The organism is Vreelandella glaciei, from assembly GCF_013415125.1.
GTDB classification, from domain to species: Bacteria; Pseudomonadota; Gammaproteobacteria; order Pseudomonadales; family Halomonadaceae; genus Vreelandella; species Vreelandella glaciei.
In genome coordinates, this window is sequence record NZ_JACCDE010000025.1 from 26,614 (window position 1) to 41,557 (window position 14,944).

A 14,944-nucleotide genomic window follows, 5' to 3' on the forward strand; every position below is an offset into this window, starting at 1 on the left:
AAAGACCAGCTTCAAGGGCTCAACGAGGAGTGATTGATGCCAAATACCGTTATTGAGCAGGCGCCCACGCAAGTGCAAGCACCCTTTGATGTCGCCCGTCTGCGTCAGGATTTTCCGGTGCTTGCCCGTGAAGTGCACGGCAAACCGTTAATCTATTTAGACAATGCGGCGACTAGCCAGACGCCTCAACAGGTGATTGACGTTTTTAGCGATTACTACTCGCGCTATAACGCCAATATTCACCGTGGGCTACATACCCTCGCCGATGAGGCGACGGCGGCGTTCGAAGGCACGCGTCACAAGGTTCGGGCTTTTCTCAACGCGGAAGATGCGCGTCAGATCATCTTTACCCGTGGCACCACGGAAGCCATCAATCTAGTCGTGCAGAGCTGGGGGCGTAAAACCCTCTCACCTGGCGATGAAGTGCTGATCTCAATGTTGGAGCACCACTCCAATATTGTGCCCTGGCAATTATTGGCCGCCGAGATCGGGTTTACCATTAAGGTGATTCCCGTTGAAGCCAATGGCGCATTGGATATGGCTGCTTATCGCGCACTGCTGAGTGAGCGTACAAAACTGGTAGCGGTCAATCATGTCTCTAATGCGTTAGGGACTATTAACCCTGTGCGGGAAATGGCGGCACTTGCCCACCAGCACGGTGCCTTGATTCTGATTGATGGCGCCCAAGCTGCCCCTCATCAGGTAGTCGATGTGCAGGCGATTGATGCTGACTTTTACGCCTTCTCTGGCCACAAAGTGTATGGGCCAACCGGCGTAGGCGTGCTGTATGGCAAGCAGGCTTTGCTGGAAGCGATGCCGCCTTGGCAGGGCGGCGGTGAGATGATTAAAACCGTCTCTTTCGGTGCAGGCACCACCTTCGCCGATATTCCGCACAAGTTTGAAGCCGGAACGCCCGCCATTGCGGAAGTCATTGCTCTGGGGCGTGCACTTGAGTGGGTAGAAAGCGTTGGTGTTGATGCCATCGGCGAGTGGGAAGGGCAATTGCTTTACCGCGCGACGCAAGCAGCTGGACGAATCGATGGGCTGCGTATTTTAGGCACCGCACCGCAAAAAGCAGGCGTGCTTTCGTTTGTGGTGGAAAGGGCGCATTCGCAAGACATCGGCTTATTGATAGATCAACTCGGCGTGGCTATTCGTACCGGCCACCACTGTGCGCAGCCCTTGCTGCATCATTTCGGAGTCGATGCGACGTGCCGTGCTTCATTTGCTGCGTATAATACGCTCGAAGAAGTGGATAGCTTTATTGAAGCACTCAACCGTGTCATTGGTATGGTGCGTTAAGGTCGGTTCTTTAAGGCCAGCTCTTTGAAGAACGTTTTTAAGGACAGATATGGATCTTGAGCAAGTAGCCAGTCTCGAACGGGGTCAACAGTTGCCGCTCCAGCGCGATGTGGAGGCTATTGCCATTCCGTTTGGTAGTACGGAAACACTGGCCGAAGATAGCGTTGTTAGTGTTATGCAGGCGAAAGGCAGTACGGTAAGCGTTGGTTTTGAAGGGCGCCTCTACTTGATTGAGGGGCGCAACTTGGATGCTTTGGGACTTGAGCCGCTACCGCGTCCTACGCTGCCTGAAACGGCTACCGAAGAGGAGATAGAGCAGTTCGTGTGGGACCAGCTACGTACCTGCTTTGATCCGGAGATTCCGGTCAATATCGTTGACCTGGGTTTGGTTTACGGTTGCCGAATTGATCGTCTTATCAGTGGTGAGCGCATCGCTACTATCCGTATGACGTTGACCGCTCCCGGCTGTGGGATGGGTGATGTGATCGCTGCAGATGCGCGCAATAAGATTCTCGGCGCGCCGCAGATCAGCAAGGTTCACACGGAAATTGTCTTCAGCCCGCCCTGGAGCCGTGGCATGATGAGTGACGAGGCCAAGCTTGAACTCGGCATGTTCTAACCCCGGCTGGGGAGCTGGATGCATAACCTTTTGTTGAAATGGCTGAAGCGTTTATTAATGTCGCTAGGAGCACTGTCGCTGCTGGCGACATTGCTGTTTATAGGCGGCAATTTTTGGGTGCTCGCGACGACCGCCGCTTACATTGAGCGTCAGCCGCAGCAGTGTCGTCCAGCAGAGGTGGGGATTGTCTTCGGTACGTCTCACTGGACGCGTAGTGGGGTGCGAAACCCGCACTTCCATGCACGCATGCGAACCGCTGCTACTTTAATTGAACAGTCCCAGGTCGAGCATCTTTTGCTCTCCGGGGATAATCGTACCCAGGCGTATAACGAGCCACGGGCAATGTGGCGCGAGCTATATCGTCGCGGCGTCGCGCCTGAGCAGTTGACCATGGATTTTGCTGGCTTTAGCACCTACGACACGCTAGCGCGCGCCCGGGACGTCTTTCAGCTTGATAAAGCCCTGTTGGTCACCCAGAGCTGGCATCTCCCCCGCGCGGTATATATTGGGCGCGCGCTAGGCATCGATGTCACTGGCTGCGTGGCGGATGATCCTAAAGTAACGGTGGGATGGCGTTTAAAGCTGCGCGAGTGGGCGGCGCGGGTGGCCACCCTGGGCGATCTATACGTGTGGAAGAGAGAGCCCTATTTCCTGGGTACGCCCGAGCCCATAGAGATACCGAGACGTGCCCCTATCGACCTTATTCTGCCGTCATTGAACGATCGTTTTACCAATCCCTAGCGGTGGGTTTTGCGCTTTTGCAGCGCATACAGCTCGCGGATTAGTTTACGGCACCCTTGCATGCACTCCTCTACTACCGGTTCGATCGGGTCGGGTAGCGGGTGGGTATACAGCGAGGAGAGCGCCTGCATTAATACACGCTCTTGCTCCAATAGCTCATTGATGAGTACTTGGCTATCGTTGCCGACGAAGCTTTTTAGACGGCTCCAAAGCCATAAGAAATCATCGCGCTCAACGTCTGCATCCCGGGGCAGCATTTTCAAATGCGCACGGGCAAGTTCCTGCAACTTGCGCATCTGCTTGAGCCGCGCAGTGTAATGCGGCTTTAAAGCGTCACGCAGCGAGGGCCGCAGGCGTTCGATATTGTCTTGGAAATAATCAATGCTATCGGCCAGCGCTTCCAATACGCTGTCCATCGCCACTTGGCGATTATCGAGAAACATGAGCGTCTACCTCCTTCGGTGACGCAGATTGTGGGGGTGACAGCGACTATTTGCCACCCCCGAAGCGGATTATTTTAATATTTTGCCTTAGCCTTTAGGCTTGGGCGGCGCTTTACGGGCTGGTGTGGCATTTCTTTCAATGTGTTCAATGATCATTCCTGCAATATCTTTGCCAGTGGCGTTCTCAATGCCCTGCAAACCAGGCGAAGAGTTAACCTCCATAATCACCGGGCCGTGATTCGAGCGTAGCAAGTCGACACCAGCAACGCGCAGGCCCATGGCCTTGGCTGCACGGATCGCCGTTGAACGCTCTTCAGGAGTGATTCGGATCACGCTGGCAGAGCCTCCGCGGTGTAGGTTCGAGCGAAACTCACCATCCGCCGCCTGACGCTTCATTGAGGCGACTACTTTATCGCCGATTACAAAGCAGCGGATATCGGCGCCACGCGCTTCTTTTATATACTCCTGCACCATGATATTGGCTTTCATACCCATGAAAGCCTGAATCACAGACTCTGCCGCTTGGTTAGTTTCCGCCAATACCACGCCAATCCCCTGGGTACCTTCCAACAACTTAATAACGAGCGGAGCACCTTTGACCATGGTGATCAGGTCGGGAATGTCGTCCGGCGAGTGGGCAAAGCCGGTGATCGGCAGTCCCAGCCCTTTGCGTGATAGTAACTGCAGCGAACGCAATTTGTCCCTGGAGCGGGTGATGGAGACGTTATCGTTGATAACGTAGGTGCCCATCATCTCAAACTGACGTAACAGCGCGCAGCCATAAAAGGTGACTGATGCACCAATCCGTGGGATAACCGCATCGAAAGGCTCAATCTCTTGGCCTTTATAGTGGATCGAAGGGTGGTGCGAGGTAATGCTCATATAGCAGCGCAGCGTGTCCACCACACGAGCGGTATGCCCACGCTGCTCTGCAGCTTCAACCAGGCGGCGTGTAGAGTACAAATTACGGTTGCGCGATAGCAGAGCGATATGCATGTAGGTGACTCCGAGTCTAAACAAAGGCGGTTAATAAAAGGGGTTAAGGCTCACCGTGCAAAAATGCCGCACCAGGTGCAATTAGCAGGCGGCGCATGGCGCGGCGTCCTAGTAGCATTGGGTGGCGCATATTGCTGCGGTCAGTCAGGGTCAGTTCAACCGGAAAATTCAAATCACCCATTTGCATTGGGGTACGTATTACATAGCGCCACTCGCTATGCCCGTTTGAGCTGGTGACTCGGCGTCGATCATGCAAATGTAGATTGTAGCGGTGGGCGGGTGTTGTTGGCCCAGCGCTGTGGGTAATAAAACTTACCCATAGTTGACCATGTTCATCTTCATGTGTCTCTATCTCTTCTGCATGCAGGGCAGAAGTACGCGCACCAGTGTCCGCTTTACAGCATAGGTGAAGCCCTAGCTCAGGTAACGTCACCATTTCACGGCGTCCAATGACCGCCTTGGCCTGATAGGGTAATTCCTTCACGGCTCACTCCTTGCAATTAAAAATGACAACATCAAATCAAGCCTTTCTCTGCGACATCATCATGCTCAAACGGTGTTGAATAGAAGAGCCTTCGGGCGCATCACGCATGGCCATCATGACCGGTAAGCGTAGCCGTGGGATGAGTGCAAGATCACGCACTACCGCGGCAAAATCAGTACGCTCATCTTCCGCCAAACGCTGTAGAAAAAGAGGTAAGCGTTCCGCGTCTTCAAGATACACCCAGCCACGCCCGGCAATGGCAGCCAGCACATCCGGCCCACAAACGGTGGTGTCTTTAAGTAAGGCGGAGTACCAATTGCCCACCGCTGTTGTATCCGTATTACCCACGGCGCGCAGACAAGCACATAAGGTTTCAATATCGCCCGCTTGTGCGGCGGCTTCGCCACGACGTTGCAGCGCGGCGACTAATGCCTGTGGCAATGGCTGGTGCTCTAAACAGTAGCACACGGAGTTAATAACGGCGGTAGGTAGGTCAGGCAGTCTCAGGGCTAACGTGTCAGCGTCAGGCGACTCCATACGAACGACGTAATCGGCAATTCCCTGTAACCCTAATGCCTGCCAATCAATCGCCTGCTGGCCGCTCAAGTAATCCTCAACCGGCTCAAAATGCTGGCTGGCAGGTAGCCCTGCGTCATAAGTTGCACGGGCATTGAACATTGCTTGAAAGGTAACGCTGGGCGTAAAGGCGAGGGGATTATCCTTCATTAAGTGGTCTACGTCCGCTGTTTCTTCACGTCCCACCTGAGAAACAGCTCGACCTAATGTTTCCAGCAGACGATTTAAAAACGCATCACGCTGAGCTGGGGCAAGTATCCCCTGTTCATCGAGTGGCAGGGCTAAAAACCAAATGGCAGGTTCGGGCATATCCCCCAAACGGAATAGAATGGCTAAACGTGCTTGGCCTTGCCAAGGTTCTGGCCACGCCAGTTCGCCACGCTCAAAGGCGGCGAGGGACTCCCGTGGGCAGGCGACCACATGGCGCCCCATATGGTAAAGGGAAACCTCTGCGCCGCTACGGGTAAAAAACTCATCAAGGGTTTGAATCGGTTGCATGACATCCTTCCGCGTTGCAAGCCTGCACTCTACCTTGATGATGGGTCACTGTCAGCCGCAAAGGCGGATAAATACCGGCCAATGGGGATGCCTTACATGACAGTGTGGTTAAAAAGTAAACAACTGGGTGAAAGGCCCATGAGAGCGAGCGCTGCGACACCTTTCCATAGTTTATCCACAGACTCGTGCAGGTTTTCTGTGGGTCTATGGATAACTCTTTACAAGTAACCTTGATTGGCAAGCAGCCAGCCGAATGGGGATAATGGTAATAAGATACGATTTTTAATTTTACGAGGTAGTTACAAACGACGTTATGAGTACTTTTCAACCGCTACAGACAGCACTTCTAGAACTTGAAGCCGCGATGAAAGCCGCTGATCTATGGCGTATGCCAACACCCGATGCAGAAGCATTCGCCAGCCAGCAGCCGTTTTGCATCGACACCATGTCGCTGCCGCAATGGATACGCTTTGTGTTTATTGCCCGCTTGAATGCCCTGATGGATGCGCGTGCAGCCATGCCCGCAAAGTGCGAGGTAGCTCCCGCCGTGGCAGCCTACTTGCAGCAGGAAAAAACACCCGCTCACCACCAGCTGCTGATTGTGCGTGCGGTAGAGAAGGTCGACCAGATCGTCACTGAAAGCACTTAAAGCGGCATGCGGCTAAACGCACAAAGCCCACCGTGAGGCAGGCTTTGTGTATAACATCCGCTAACGGTTTTGCAGGCGGCTTAGAAACGGTAACTGAGGCCTGCCATCACCACGAGAGGATCGATCTCAACGGTACCTACTCCCGCACCGTTAACGCTGGCATCGGTATCAATATCGATGTACCAAGCCGCGGCGTTCAGCGCCCAGTGATCATCAATAAGCAGATCAACACCTACCTGGCCCGCCGCCCCCCAGGAATCATCCAGGTCTAAATCACCAATCGTCAGCTCTTCATCGGAGAAGTGGGTGTAGTTAATGCCCGCACCGACATAGGGCTGTACGCGGGACTGAGTGCCGCCCAGCGGGTAGTACTGCAGCGTTAAGGTCGGCGGCAGGTGCTTGGTTGAGGCGATATTATCGCCGTTCAAATGGATGTCGTGCTCAAACGGCAGCGCCGCCAGCAGCTCAACGCCGACTTTATCGTGGAAGCGATAGCCCAAGGTGAACGCGAAATCGGTTTTATCCTGTACATCCACGGACAACGCACCGTTGGCCAGTGAGCCGTTGTCGCTTTTAGGGGCGACTTTGGCAACACCCACGCGGGTAAAAAAATCACCAGCGCCGTAGGCAAATGCCTGGCTGCTGGTCATCATCGCCGCAGCGGCAACAGTGGATACAAGTAGGGTAGGCAGGGCGGCTTTACGCATGGGATCACTCCTGAGATTAAAGCAGATAGTAAGATTAGACGGCTTTTGATAGCTGCTTAACGATGAAGCCAGTGTAACGAGACCCAGGGAGTGGATTATTGATCCAGGGCAAAGGTTATTAGACAAATGTTATTGGGAGAACCGACCGATGAGGCATAATTCAGGAGCGGGTTACTGGCTATTTGGGTTGCCCCCTTGGGGTCGATGTGCACTCGTTCTCATGAAGTACTTTTAGTTTGTGATGCATATTTTCTGGTACGCTCAACAATAGGCGTGCTCAAGATTTCCGGAATTATTATAAAAAGCAATTTAAAACAGTGAGTTGTGAAGAATCTTTTCATGTTTATAGGCACTGCGAAAAGATAGTCAGAAATGATAATGGGCATGCGCATTTTTCTAGCGTGCTTGTGAGTTAAGGGTGATGATTTTTCATTACTATTAATGCATTGCAGCTTTTGGTGATGTGGGGTTCCCTGGGAAAACGCGCATGCGCATGAATAAACTGTTAGTCACTCAAGATAACGAGGAAGATTCCCATGCAGGAAGAAGACCGTCTAATTGACGAGTTAAACAAGATCATTGAAAAGCCGGGCGGCAAACAGGCAGTAAGGTATCTTCTGAATGCAATGGGAGGAATACCATTTGTGGGTGGCGCAATAGCAGGCGTAGGTAGTACTTGGGGTGAGAGGGAGCAGCAAAAGTTTAATGAGAGAATTACTGAGTGGGCATCCCAAGCTGATACTGATATTGCAAAGTTATTAGAAGTGCTTGGAGACCAACTCAGGGAACCGACAAAAGCTCACCTTGCCATCCTAATCGGCGAGATAACAGGCCTAGATATTTCTTCCGTCTCAGAAGAAGCTCACATTCCTGTAATTTTGAATGGTGAAACAGTGTCTGAGCTACAACCATATGTGCAAAAAGGTTGGGTTACCCTTCGACCAAACGGAAATGTCACCAACATGGGGGCGGGTAACCGAATCGGAAATTCAATAGAAGATAGGAAGCGACCTTGGGGAATGGGAAATGGCTTTATCCTTACCATATCTCGTTTGTACTTCGAAGGCGAAGATGACTAACAAAGCCATTAAATTCGCTCCCTTCGGTCGCCGGACCTCGTTTCACTCGCCCGTTTATGGCGGGCGTTATACGGATTGAGTGTCTGCTATGTCTAAGATCATTCTGGAAGGCCATATTATGGTCTCCGACGCTGACCTGCCAGCGGTTAAGGCAGAGCTACCCATCCATATCCAGCTGACTCGCCAGGAAGAGGGGTGTTTGCGCTTCGACGTTACCCAAAGCCCGGGCACCGGAAACGTCTTTTTTGTCTCTGAAGTATTTATTGACCAGGCCGCATTTGAAGCCCATCAGCGCCGCGTAAGGTTGTCCGACTGGGGTAGAGTCGCGTCGAATGTCGAAAGGCACTATCAAGTGACGGAAGCTGACTGATGGCTAAACCGTATAACCATTCGCTTTTGTCGGACAATTTCTTCACCGCTACACAGCTACAAAATTGCCGCAAAGCTCCGCGTTAGCAGCTACAGCTTCCTGCCAAATCTTGCGCATTGAGTAAAAAAGGAATAATTTGTACTCATGGATGAATTTGAATTCGACGAAGCCAAAAGCAAGGCCAATCTGGACAAGCACGGCATAGATTTCGTTGCTGCCCAAGGGCTGTGGAAAGATCCATACCTGCTGGAGATCCGCGCTAAATCAGAGGATGAGCAGAGGTTTTTGCTGATAGGCAAGATTGGTGAAAAGCACTGGTCGGCTGTCGTCACATACAGGGATGCTGGTATTCGTCTGATTTCAGTCAGACGTTCCCGTAAGAAGGAGGTTGAGCTCTATGAAAGCTAAAGACTTCGACAAGAAATTTGAAGAAGGGCAGGAAGATATCGTCGATGACCTCGATCTGTCCTCTGCTCGCCGCGTTAATCAGGAACAAAAGCGAATCAACGTCGATTTCCCGGCTTGGGTTGTCGAGTCGTTGGATCGTGAGGCTGCGCGCATAGGCGTTACTCGCCAATCGATCATCAAGGTGTGGCTGGTGGAGCGTCTTCAGGCAGAATCTGCTAACAAGCCGCTCAATGGTGATGCCACAGGCGGCACACATTAGCGGAGCGTTAACTGGAAAGGAGCCCATGAATCAGAATTTTGCGGATGAGCTGGTCACGATGATGAAAGAAGACCAGCTGTTATTGCAGCAACTCTTCTATTCCGGAGAACTTCCATCTGAGTCTTATCATCCCCGGATGAAAGCCCTGCATGAGCAGAATGCTTCTCGCCTGAAAGAGATTATTGGTGCATACGGTTGGCCCAGCATTTCGTTAGTTGGGGTAGAGGGTGCCAAAGCTGCATGGCTGGTCGTTCAGCATTCTGTTTCAGATCCCGAGTTCATGGCTGGGTGTGTCTCCCTACTAGAAGATGCCGTTGCGAGAGAGGATGTGGCGGGCTGGCAGTTGGCATTCCTGCAAGATCGAGTGCGTACGCTCTCTGGCAAGCCTCAATACTATGGCACCCAGTTTGATGTTGATGAAAACGGTTGGCCAGCACCTTTTCCTATTGAGGATTCTGCTACGGTTAATGAACGCCGTGCGCGTCTTGGGCTGAACTCCATCGAGGAGCGCCAGGAGCAAATGACTGAGCAGGAGCGGAAGCGCCGCGCCAATATCGAACAAACCAGTTAACCAAACGCGGCACTCGGACGCCCTTGTCTCCGCTGCGTCAAGGTTGCAGGTGCGCTCTGCGTTACATAGAGAGAAGGCATTGAACCATAGTGAATACTCGTCTTTTCGAGAAAAGCTCATTGAGCACCTTTTCATTGGCGAACTGCTAAAGCTTTCCTGAAAGGGATTTGGCCGCACGCTAGAGGTGGCGAGTCCAGAAGTTGATAACGCTGGCTACGATCTAATAGCGGAAGATAATGGGGTCGTGAGGCATATACAGCTTAAAGCTTCATACGTTGGTGGCAAAACAGCCAGCCAGAAAGTTCATACGAGGCTTTTTGGAAAGCCTTCTGGGTGTGTTATTTGGATTTATTTCAACGAAGATACCTTGGAGCTGGGGCCATTTCTCTTTTTTGGCTCTCTTCCCGGCGAGAAATTGCCTAGCCTTGACGAGCTTAAGGTTGCAAAACATACCAAGGGTGACCAGGGCGGATTCAAAGCCGAGCGCCCTAACATAAGGGTTTTGCCAAAGGGTTGGTTCAAAAATATCAGTTCCATTGATGAGGTCTATGAGGCCTTATTTGGGGCACCACTTAACTGCCTGCATAATACACGCGTATGATGCGGCGCTAGGCGGAAGCTCAATATCCAATCCCGCGCGTACTTTAGGCGCTATGCACCAAAGGCGGCGTTCACATCCATGCTCTTGTGTAATATGCGAATTATTCTTATTTTATGGCTTCCGGTTTGTTGGTAAAAAATAACATGGCTGCCCTGCGGAAACTTGCGGTAATGCTGGCGAATTTCGTCACACGATTTTCCGATATCAGGGGTTTCTGCCAGTAACCAGAATGAGTCATCAAACTGGTTTAAGTAGACGTCCCGCTGCTCCTTACCCCAACGGCGCTGAGTAAACAAAGCAATGTCTCTTAAATCCATTTTGGCAGCTAGCGAAAGTGTGAATAGCGTCATTAGTTACTTTTTTCACTATCAAGCTCATTGATAAAGCTGCTGAGGTCATAGTCAGCGTCACCGCTTTGCTCACCCTCGATAAGCAGTTGCCTGAGTGTATGTAGTTTGGTTTCCTGGTTTTCGAGTAGACGTAGGGCTGAACGAATGACTTCGCTCGTAGAACCGTATCGACCACTTTGTACTTGAGTGGTAACAAAATTTTCAAAGTGGTCACCAAGTGTGATGCTTGTATTTTTAGCCATGTCCTAGGTCTCCAGTGATACCAGAATATACCTGATTATGGTATAGGGTTGGGCTGTCGGCAAGGTGCCTAACAAGGCGCTGCTAGCGTCTTTCTAAACCTATTCATGCGCGAGGGAACTTAGTTCAAGAGAGTGACGGGCGCGACGCGATTAGCAAAATAAAAGGCAGCCAGAGAACCCGGCTGCCTAATAAAAAAGCCGCTAACGAGTAGCGGCTAAATAATGATCGCTGAGACATTGATCAGCGTTTGCTTAGCCCAGGAGGAGGGCGAGAGGCATTAATCCGCCCGCTCACCTCCTAAGCCAACACTTAGCGCCGATCTACTCGGCGGTTGCCAGCAGGCTGGCGTTGCCGCCCGCTGCGGTGGTGTCGATGCACAGATGGCGTTCCACCACGTAACGATCCGGCGAGATGGTCTGGGTCTCGAGCGGTATTATCGCGCCGTCGCGCTTGGCCAGCGCAATGCGCAGTTCACGTGTCCAGTCGCTGTCACCCGCGGCGGCAACCGCTGCAATGCCTTTGACCTCGCTCAACGACTCGGCTGAAACGCTGCCATCAAGGCCGGCTATCGGCGCACCGGCATCGAGCAGCGGTTTCACAGCCTGCTCGGCACCTGGGGCGGCTACGACGGCCCCGCAGCCTGCGCCGAGGGCTTGCGCAGCCTGGGCAATGGCGATATCCAGGGTTGGCCCAAGGCACAGCACCACGCCCTTGGGATACATTGCCAGGCGGTTGCTTTCGCCCGTTGGCCCTGGCAGCGTCTGCGACGTCATATCCAAGGCTGCTGTTTCGGCGAGCGCCTTGCGGATCACGCCGTTTTTGCCTGAGAGTGCCTTGCGCAGTACCTCGATGCGATTGGGTCGTACCGCCCAGTTACGGGCGTCCAGCCCATCAAGGGCCGACTGGAGATCGCTAAGTGGTACGGCTTTGCCTTCTGGCGCTTCAACGTGCTCAGCCTCCGCGGTGCGGCGGAAACGCGTTACGTAGAGTGGGCCACCGGCCTTGGGCCCGGTGCCCGAGAGGCCTTCACCACCGAACGGCTGAGAGCCAACGATGGCGCCGATCTGGTTACGGTTAACGTAGACGTTGCCAACATGGATGCGCTCGACGATCTGCTGCACGCGGTCGTCGATGCGGGTATGCAGGCCGAAGGTCAGCCCGTACCCCTTACCATTGATGTCGTCGACGACCTTGTCGATATCCCGCGCTTTGAAGGTGGCCACGTGCAGAACCGGGCCGAAGATTTCACGTTCGAGATCTTCAATGCCCCCAACTTCGATCACCGCCGGGGTAACGAAGGTGCCTGTGTCCGGCGCCGCCAATTTCTTCAGTACCTTGCCGTTCTTCTCGTGTGCCGCCACGTAGTCGTTGATCTCGGTCTGGGCATCGGTATCAATCACCGGCGATACGTCGGTATCGGTGTTCCAGGGGTCGCCAATGGTGAGCGCGTCCATGGCGCCGTAAAGCATGTTGAGCAACCGGTCTCGCGCCTCTTCCTGGACATACAGCATGCGCAGCGCGGAACAGCGCTGACCGGCCGACTGGAAGGAGGAAATCAGAATATCGCGCACTGCCTGCTCGGTCAGTGCCGTAGAGTCCACGATCATGGAGTTGAGACCACCGGTCTCGGCGATCAGCACGGCATCAGGCCCGGCGTTCTCGGCCAGCGTTTTGTGGATGATCTGGGCCACCGGAGTTGAACCGGTGAAACAGACACCGGCGATGCGTGGGTCGCTGGTCAGCGGGCCGCCTACCGTTGGGCCGTCGCCAGGCAATAGCTGTAGGGCCGCTTCCGGCAAACCGGCTTCGCGCATGAGTTCGACGGCGCGGGCGGCGATCAGAGGTGTCTGCTCAGCGGGCTTGGCGAGTACCGCATTGCCAGCAACCAAGGCGGCAGCGATCTGGCCGGTGGTGATGGCCAGGGGGAAGTTCCACGGGCTGATGCAGACGAAGATGCCGCGGGCGCTGCCGGGCTCTTCCGCTTCCAACCGCTCGCCTTCGTTGGCGTAGTAGCGCAGGAAATCCACCGCTTCGCGAACTTCGGCAATACCATCGAACATCATCTTGCCCGCTTCGCGGGTGGTGATCACGGTCAGCTCGGCGATGTGTTCCTCGTAGAGGTCGGCGGTGCGGCGGAGTACCGCGGCGCGTTCGGCTGCCGGGCGCGCCGACCACTCTTTGAAGCCTTGCTCGGCGGCGTCGAGGGCAGTGGCGACCTCTTCCGGGGTGGCCTCATGCACCTTGCCGATCACCCGTGAGCCGTCGGCGGGGGAGATGGCATCGCGCGCTGGGCCCTGGGGAGTGGGGCTGCCCACCAGCATGGGGCCTGCGGTCCAGGTGGCGTCGGCAAATGCTTCGCGGGCATTGAGCAGCGGCAAAATCGAAGCGGGTTCGTTGATGCGGTAGCCCTTGGAGTTCTTGCGCTCAGGCTCAAACAGCTCGCCGGGCTGGCGGATCAGCGGGCTTGAGACGTCGTTGCCGAGTTGCTTAAACGCTTCAATGGGATCCTTTGAAACGTCGCTTGGTGGAATCGAGCTATCCACTACCTGGTTGACGAACGAGGAGTTGGCCCCGTTCTCCAGCAGGCGGCGTACCAGATAGGCCAGCAGGTCACGATGCGCGCCGACCGGGGCGTAAATGCGGCAGTGGGTGCCTTCCGACTCTTTAACGATGTGGTGCAGCGATTCGCCCATACCGTGCAGGCGCTGGAACTCGTAACTGTCCTTGTCGCTGCCCGCCATTTCTACAACGGCGGCGCAGGTGTGGGCGTTGTGGGTCGCGAACTGCGGGTAGATGCGGTCGCGCCGGTCGAGCAGCATCTGCGCGCAGGCCATGTAGCTGACATCGGTGTTGACCTTGCGAGTGAAGACCGGGAAGGTCTTGACCCCCATTTCCTGGGAGAGCTTGATCTCAGTATCCCAGTAGGCGCCCTTAACCAGCCGCACCATAATCTTGCGATTAAACCGCTCGGCCAGCTCGTAGAGTGTCTCTATCATCGGCGCGGCGCGGCGCCCGTAGGCTTGCACGACGACCCCAAAGCCATCCCATCCGTCCAGGCTGGGGTCGGCCATTAGAGCCTCAATCACGTCGAGGGAGAGATCCAACCGATCCTGCTCTTCGGCATCGATATTGAAACCGATATTGGCCTTGGCTGCCTGCTGCACTAGTTCCTTGGCGCGCGGTACCAGTTCTGCCATCACCGTGTCGCGGTGGGTGTATTCATAGCGCGGGTGCAGCGCCGAGAGCTTTACTGAGATGCCGGGGCTTCCGCGCACGTCGCCCTTGGCCTGCTCGGCAATCGCGGTGATCGCCTCTGAATAAGCTTGGTGATAGCGGACTGCATCTTCGTCGGTGCGTGCCGCTTCACCCAGCATATCGTAGGAGTAGGTATAACCCTGTTTCTCAAGTTCGCGGGCATTCTTCATGCCTTCTTCGATGGTCTGTCCAAGCACGAACTGGCGGCCGAGAATCTTCATCGACTGGCCAACCGCCTTGCGTACCACCGGCTCGCCCATGCGGCGAACCAGGCCGCGCAGCGCCCGCGTGGGGCCCTTGGGGTCTTCTTCCAGCACCTTACCGGTCAGCAGCAGCGCCCAGGTCGAGGCATTGACCATTGAAGACGAAGACTTGCCCAGGTGGGCGCCCCAGTCGGAGGGCTCAATCTTGTCGTGGATCAGGTCGTCGATGGTTTCCGCATCGGGCACGCGGAGCAGCGCTTCTGCCAGACACATCAAGCCAACGCCTTCGGTGGTCGAGAGCCCGTACTCGGCTAGGAATGCCTCCATCATTGAAGGCGATCTTTCCTTACGCACACGCGCTACGTAGTTGGCGCCAACGGCGGCGACCTTCTTGCGGTCATCCTCCGACAGCTTGATACGCTCGACCAGCCCGTGCAGCACATCTGCCTCGTTGGCGTCGTAGTTGGTGCGAATGCGTGAGCGTAGATCACTCACGTCGCTATGCAGATGGTCGTTCATACAGGGTCTCTCCTTGCTAGCCGACACTTAGGCATTCCCGCGTCGGTTAGGGTGTAGTCATACTTTTTGCA

At 54.5% G+C, this 14,944-nt stretch carries 18 protein-coding genes; 10 read left to right on the top strand and 8 right to left on the bottom strand.

Annotated elements, in window-relative coordinates; genetic code table 11:
• Positions 1-36: 36 nt before the first annotated feature.
• From HZS80_RS16125 to HZS80_RS16135, 3 genes are read left to right on the top strand one after another with little or no spacing between them, the layout of a single operon-like run.
• Positions 37-1,302 (top strand): aminotransferase class V-fold PLP-dependent enzyme, encoded by a 1,266-nt coding sequence (locus HZS80_RS16125; RefSeq protein WP_179916641.1) that lies wholly within the window; start codon positions 37-39, stop codon positions 1,300-1,302.
• Positions 1,303-1,351: 49 nt separating this feature from the next.
• Entirely contained in the window at positions 1,352-1,921 is a 570-nt protein-coding gene (gene sufT / locus HZS80_RS16130; RefSeq protein ID WP_179916642.1) for a putative Fe-S cluster assembly protein SufT, read from the top strand.
• Positions 1,922-1,939: 18 nt separating this feature from the next.
• On the top strand, positions 1,940-2,662 hold the full coding sequence (locus tag HZS80_RS16135; protein ID WP_035556970.1) for a SanA/YdcF family protein: 723 nt from the start codon (positions 1,940-1,942) through the stop codon (positions 2,660-2,662).
• On the opposite strand, the gene HZS80_RS16140 is transcribed toward HZS80_RS16135, so the two are convergent.
• The 4 genes from HZS80_RS16140 to HZS80_RS16155 all read right to left on the bottom strand — a co-directional run bounded on the left by HZS80_RS16140 (position 2,659) and on the right by HZS80_RS16155 (position 5,659).
• Positions 2,659-3,105 (bottom strand): hypothetical protein, encoded by a 447-nt coding sequence (locus HZS80_RS16140; RefSeq protein ID WP_035556972.1) that lies wholly within the window; start codon positions 3,103-3,105, stop codon positions 2,659-2,661. The two genes, HZS80_RS16135 and HZS80_RS16140, sit on opposite strands and share 4 nt — an antisense overlap.
• A gap of 87 nt (positions 3,106-3,192) precedes the next feature.
• Positions 3,193-4,101: a 30S ribosomal protein S6--L-glutamate ligase gene (gene rimK, locus HZS80_RS16145; RefSeq protein WP_035556974.1), complete on the bottom strand. Its 909-nt coding sequence runs from the start codon at positions 4,099-4,101 to the stop codon at positions 3,193-3,195.
• Between the two features lie 43 nt (positions 4,102-4,144).
• Positions 4,145-4,585 carry an ATP-dependent zinc protease family protein gene (locus tag HZS80_RS16150; RefSeq protein ID WP_008957021.1) on the bottom strand — a complete coding sequence of 147 codons (441 nt, stop codon included), beginning with the start codon at positions 4,583-4,585 and terminating at the stop codon, positions 4,145-4,147.
• A 36-nt stretch (positions 4,586-4,621) separates the two neighbouring features.
• Positions 4,622-5,659, bottom strand: coding sequence for a DUF3549 family protein (locus HZS80_RS16155; RefSeq protein ID WP_179916643.1), 1,038 nt, complete (start codon positions 5,657-5,659; stop codon positions 4,622-4,624).
• A gap of 313 nt (positions 5,660-5,972) precedes the next feature.
• Here HZS80_RS16155 and HZS80_RS16160 point away from each other — a divergent pair, with 313 nt between their 5' ends.
• Positions 5,973-6,308, top strand: a complete 336-nt coding sequence (locus HZS80_RS16160) for a YqcC family protein (protein WP_179916644.1) — start codon at positions 5,973-5,975, stop codon at positions 6,306-6,308.
• 80 nt (positions 6,309-6,388) lie between these two features.
• Here the strand turns inward: HZS80_RS16160 and HZS80_RS16165 are convergent, their stop codons facing one another.
• The gene (locus tag HZS80_RS16165; RefSeq protein WP_179916645.1) at positions 6,389-7,015 is read right to left on the bottom strand and encodes an OmpW/AlkL family protein; all 627 of its coding nucleotides are present in this window, start codon (positions 7,013-7,015) and stop codon (positions 6,389-6,391) included.
• Positions 7,016-7,551: 536 nt separating this feature from the next.
• Between HZS80_RS16165 and HZS80_RS16170 the strand changes: the two genes are divergently transcribed.
• The 6 genes from HZS80_RS16170 (at position 7,552) to HZS80_RS16195 (ending at position 10,303) form a co-directional block, all read left to right on the top strand.
• Positions 7,552-8,094, top strand: coding sequence for a hypothetical protein (locus tag HZS80_RS16170; RefSeq protein WP_179916646.1), 543 nt, complete (start codon positions 7,552-7,554; stop codon positions 8,092-8,094).
• An 88-nt stretch (positions 8,095-8,182) separates the two neighbouring features.
• Complete coding sequence (locus HZS80_RS16175) at positions 8,183-8,464, top strand: putative quinol monooxygenase (protein ID WP_179916647.1); 282 nt, start codon at positions 8,183-8,185, stop codon at positions 8,462-8,464.
• 144 nt (positions 8,465-8,608) lie between these two features.
• Positions 8,609-8,872 (top strand): BrnT family toxin, encoded by a 264-nt coding sequence (locus tag HZS80_RS16180; RefSeq protein ID WP_179916648.1) that lies wholly within the window; start codon positions 8,609-8,611, stop codon positions 8,870-8,872.
• Positions 8,862-9,131 carry a type II toxin-antitoxin system BrnA family antitoxin gene (gene brnA, locus HZS80_RS16185; RefSeq protein ID WP_179916649.1) on the top strand — a complete coding sequence of 90 codons (270 nt, stop codon included), beginning with the start codon at positions 8,862-8,864 and terminating at the stop codon, positions 9,129-9,131. The genes HZS80_RS16180 and brnA overlap by 11 nt, the downstream gene beginning before the upstream one ends.
• A 25-nt stretch (positions 9,132-9,156) precedes the next feature.
• Positions 9,157-9,702: a DUF6624 domain-containing protein gene (locus HZS80_RS16190; RefSeq protein ID WP_179916650.1), complete on the top strand. Its 546-nt coding sequence runs from the start codon at positions 9,157-9,159 to the stop codon at positions 9,700-9,702.
• Positions 9,703-9,946: 244 nt separating this feature from the next.
• On the top strand, positions 9,947-10,303 hold the full coding sequence (locus HZS80_RS16195; RefSeq protein WP_218927743.1) for a hypothetical protein: 357 nt from the start codon (positions 9,947-9,949) through the stop codon (positions 10,301-10,303).
• Between the two features lie 50 nt (positions 10,304-10,353).
• Here the strand turns inward: HZS80_RS16195 and HZS80_RS16200 are convergent, their stop codons facing one another.
• From HZS80_RS16200 to putA, 3 genes are all read right to left on the bottom strand, one after another.
• Entirely contained in the window at positions 10,354-10,653 is a 300-nt protein-coding gene (locus tag HZS80_RS16200) for a type II toxin-antitoxin system RelE/ParE family toxin (RefSeq protein ID WP_179916651.1), read from the bottom strand.
• Positions 10,653-10,895 (bottom strand): type II toxin-antitoxin system ParD family antitoxin, encoded by a 243-nt coding sequence (locus HZS80_RS16205; RefSeq protein WP_035580249.1) that lies wholly within the window; start codon positions 10,893-10,895, stop codon positions 10,653-10,655. Before HZS80_RS16205 ends, HZS80_RS16200 begins: the two co-directional genes overlap by 1 nt.
• A gap of 321 nt (positions 10,896-11,216) precedes the next feature.
• Positions 11,217-14,873, bottom strand: a complete 3,657-nt coding sequence (gene putA / locus HZS80_RS16210; RefSeq protein ID WP_179916652.1) for a bifunctional proline dehydrogenase/L-glutamate gamma-semialdehyde dehydrogenase PutA — start codon at positions 14,871-14,873, stop codon at positions 11,217-11,219.
• Between the last annotated feature and the right edge of the window lie 71 nt (positions 14,874-14,944).

Excerpts from the sequence above, each read along its gene's own strand:
- HZS80_RS16125 (WP_179916641.1), top strand. The coding sequence starts at position 37 with ATGCCAAATACCGTTATTGAGCAGGCGCCCACGCAAGTGCAAGCACCC.
- putA (WP_179916652.1), bottom strand. The coding sequence starts at position 14,873 with ATGAACGACCATCTGCATAGCGACGTGAGTGATCTACGCTCACGCATT.
- rimK (WP_035556974.1), bottom strand. The coding sequence starts at position 4,101 with ATGCATATCGCTCTGCTATCGCGCAACCGTAATTTGTACTCTACACGC.
- HZS80_RS16140 (WP_035556972.1), bottom strand. The coding sequence starts at position 3,105 with ATGTTTCTCGATAATCGCCAAGTGGCGATGGACAGCGTATTGGAAGCG.
- HZS80_RS16205 (WP_035580249.1), bottom strand. The coding sequence starts at position 10,895 with ATGGCTAAAAATACAAGCATCACACTTGGTGACCACTTTGAAAATTTT.
- HZS80_RS16190 (WP_179916650.1), top strand. The coding sequence starts at position 9,157 with ATGAATCAGAATTTTGCGGATGAGCTGGTCACGATGATGAAAGAAGAC.
- brnA (WP_179916649.1), top strand. The coding sequence starts at position 8,862 with ATGAAAGCTAAAGACTTCGACAAGAAATTTGAAGAAGGGCAGGAAGAT.
- HZS80_RS16175 (WP_179916647.1), top strand. The coding sequence starts at position 8,183 with ATGTCTAAGATCATTCTGGAAGGCCATATTATGGTCTCCGACGCTGAC.
- HZS80_RS16155 (WP_179916643.1), bottom strand. The coding sequence starts at position 5,659 with ATGCAACCGATTCAAACCCTTGATGAGTTTTTTACCCGTAGCGGCGCA.
- HZS80_RS16165 (WP_179916645.1), bottom strand. The coding sequence starts at position 7,015 with ATGCGTAAAGCCGCCCTGCCTACCCTACTTGTATCCACTGTTGCCGCT.
- HZS80_RS16200 (WP_179916651.1), bottom strand. The coding sequence starts at position 10,653 with ATGACGCTATTCACACTTTCGCTAGCTGCCAAAATGGATTTAAGAGAC.
- HZS80_RS16135 (WP_035556970.1), top strand. The coding sequence starts at position 1,940 with ATGCATAACCTTTTGTTGAAATGGCTGAAGCGTTTATTAATGTCGCTA.
- HZS80_RS16180 (WP_179916648.1), top strand. The coding sequence starts at position 8,609 with ATGGATGAATTTGAATTCGACGAAGCCAAAAGCAAGGCCAATCTGGAC.
- sufT (WP_179916642.1), top strand. The coding sequence starts at position 1,352 with ATGGATCTTGAGCAAGTAGCCAGTCTCGAACGGGGTCAACAGTTGCCG.
- HZS80_RS16170 (WP_179916646.1), top strand. The coding sequence starts at position 7,552 with ATGCAGGAAGAAGACCGTCTAATTGACGAGTTAAACAAGATCATTGAA.
- HZS80_RS16160 (WP_179916644.1), top strand. The coding sequence starts at position 5,973 with ATGAGTACTTTTCAACCGCTACAGACAGCACTTCTAGAACTTGAAGCC.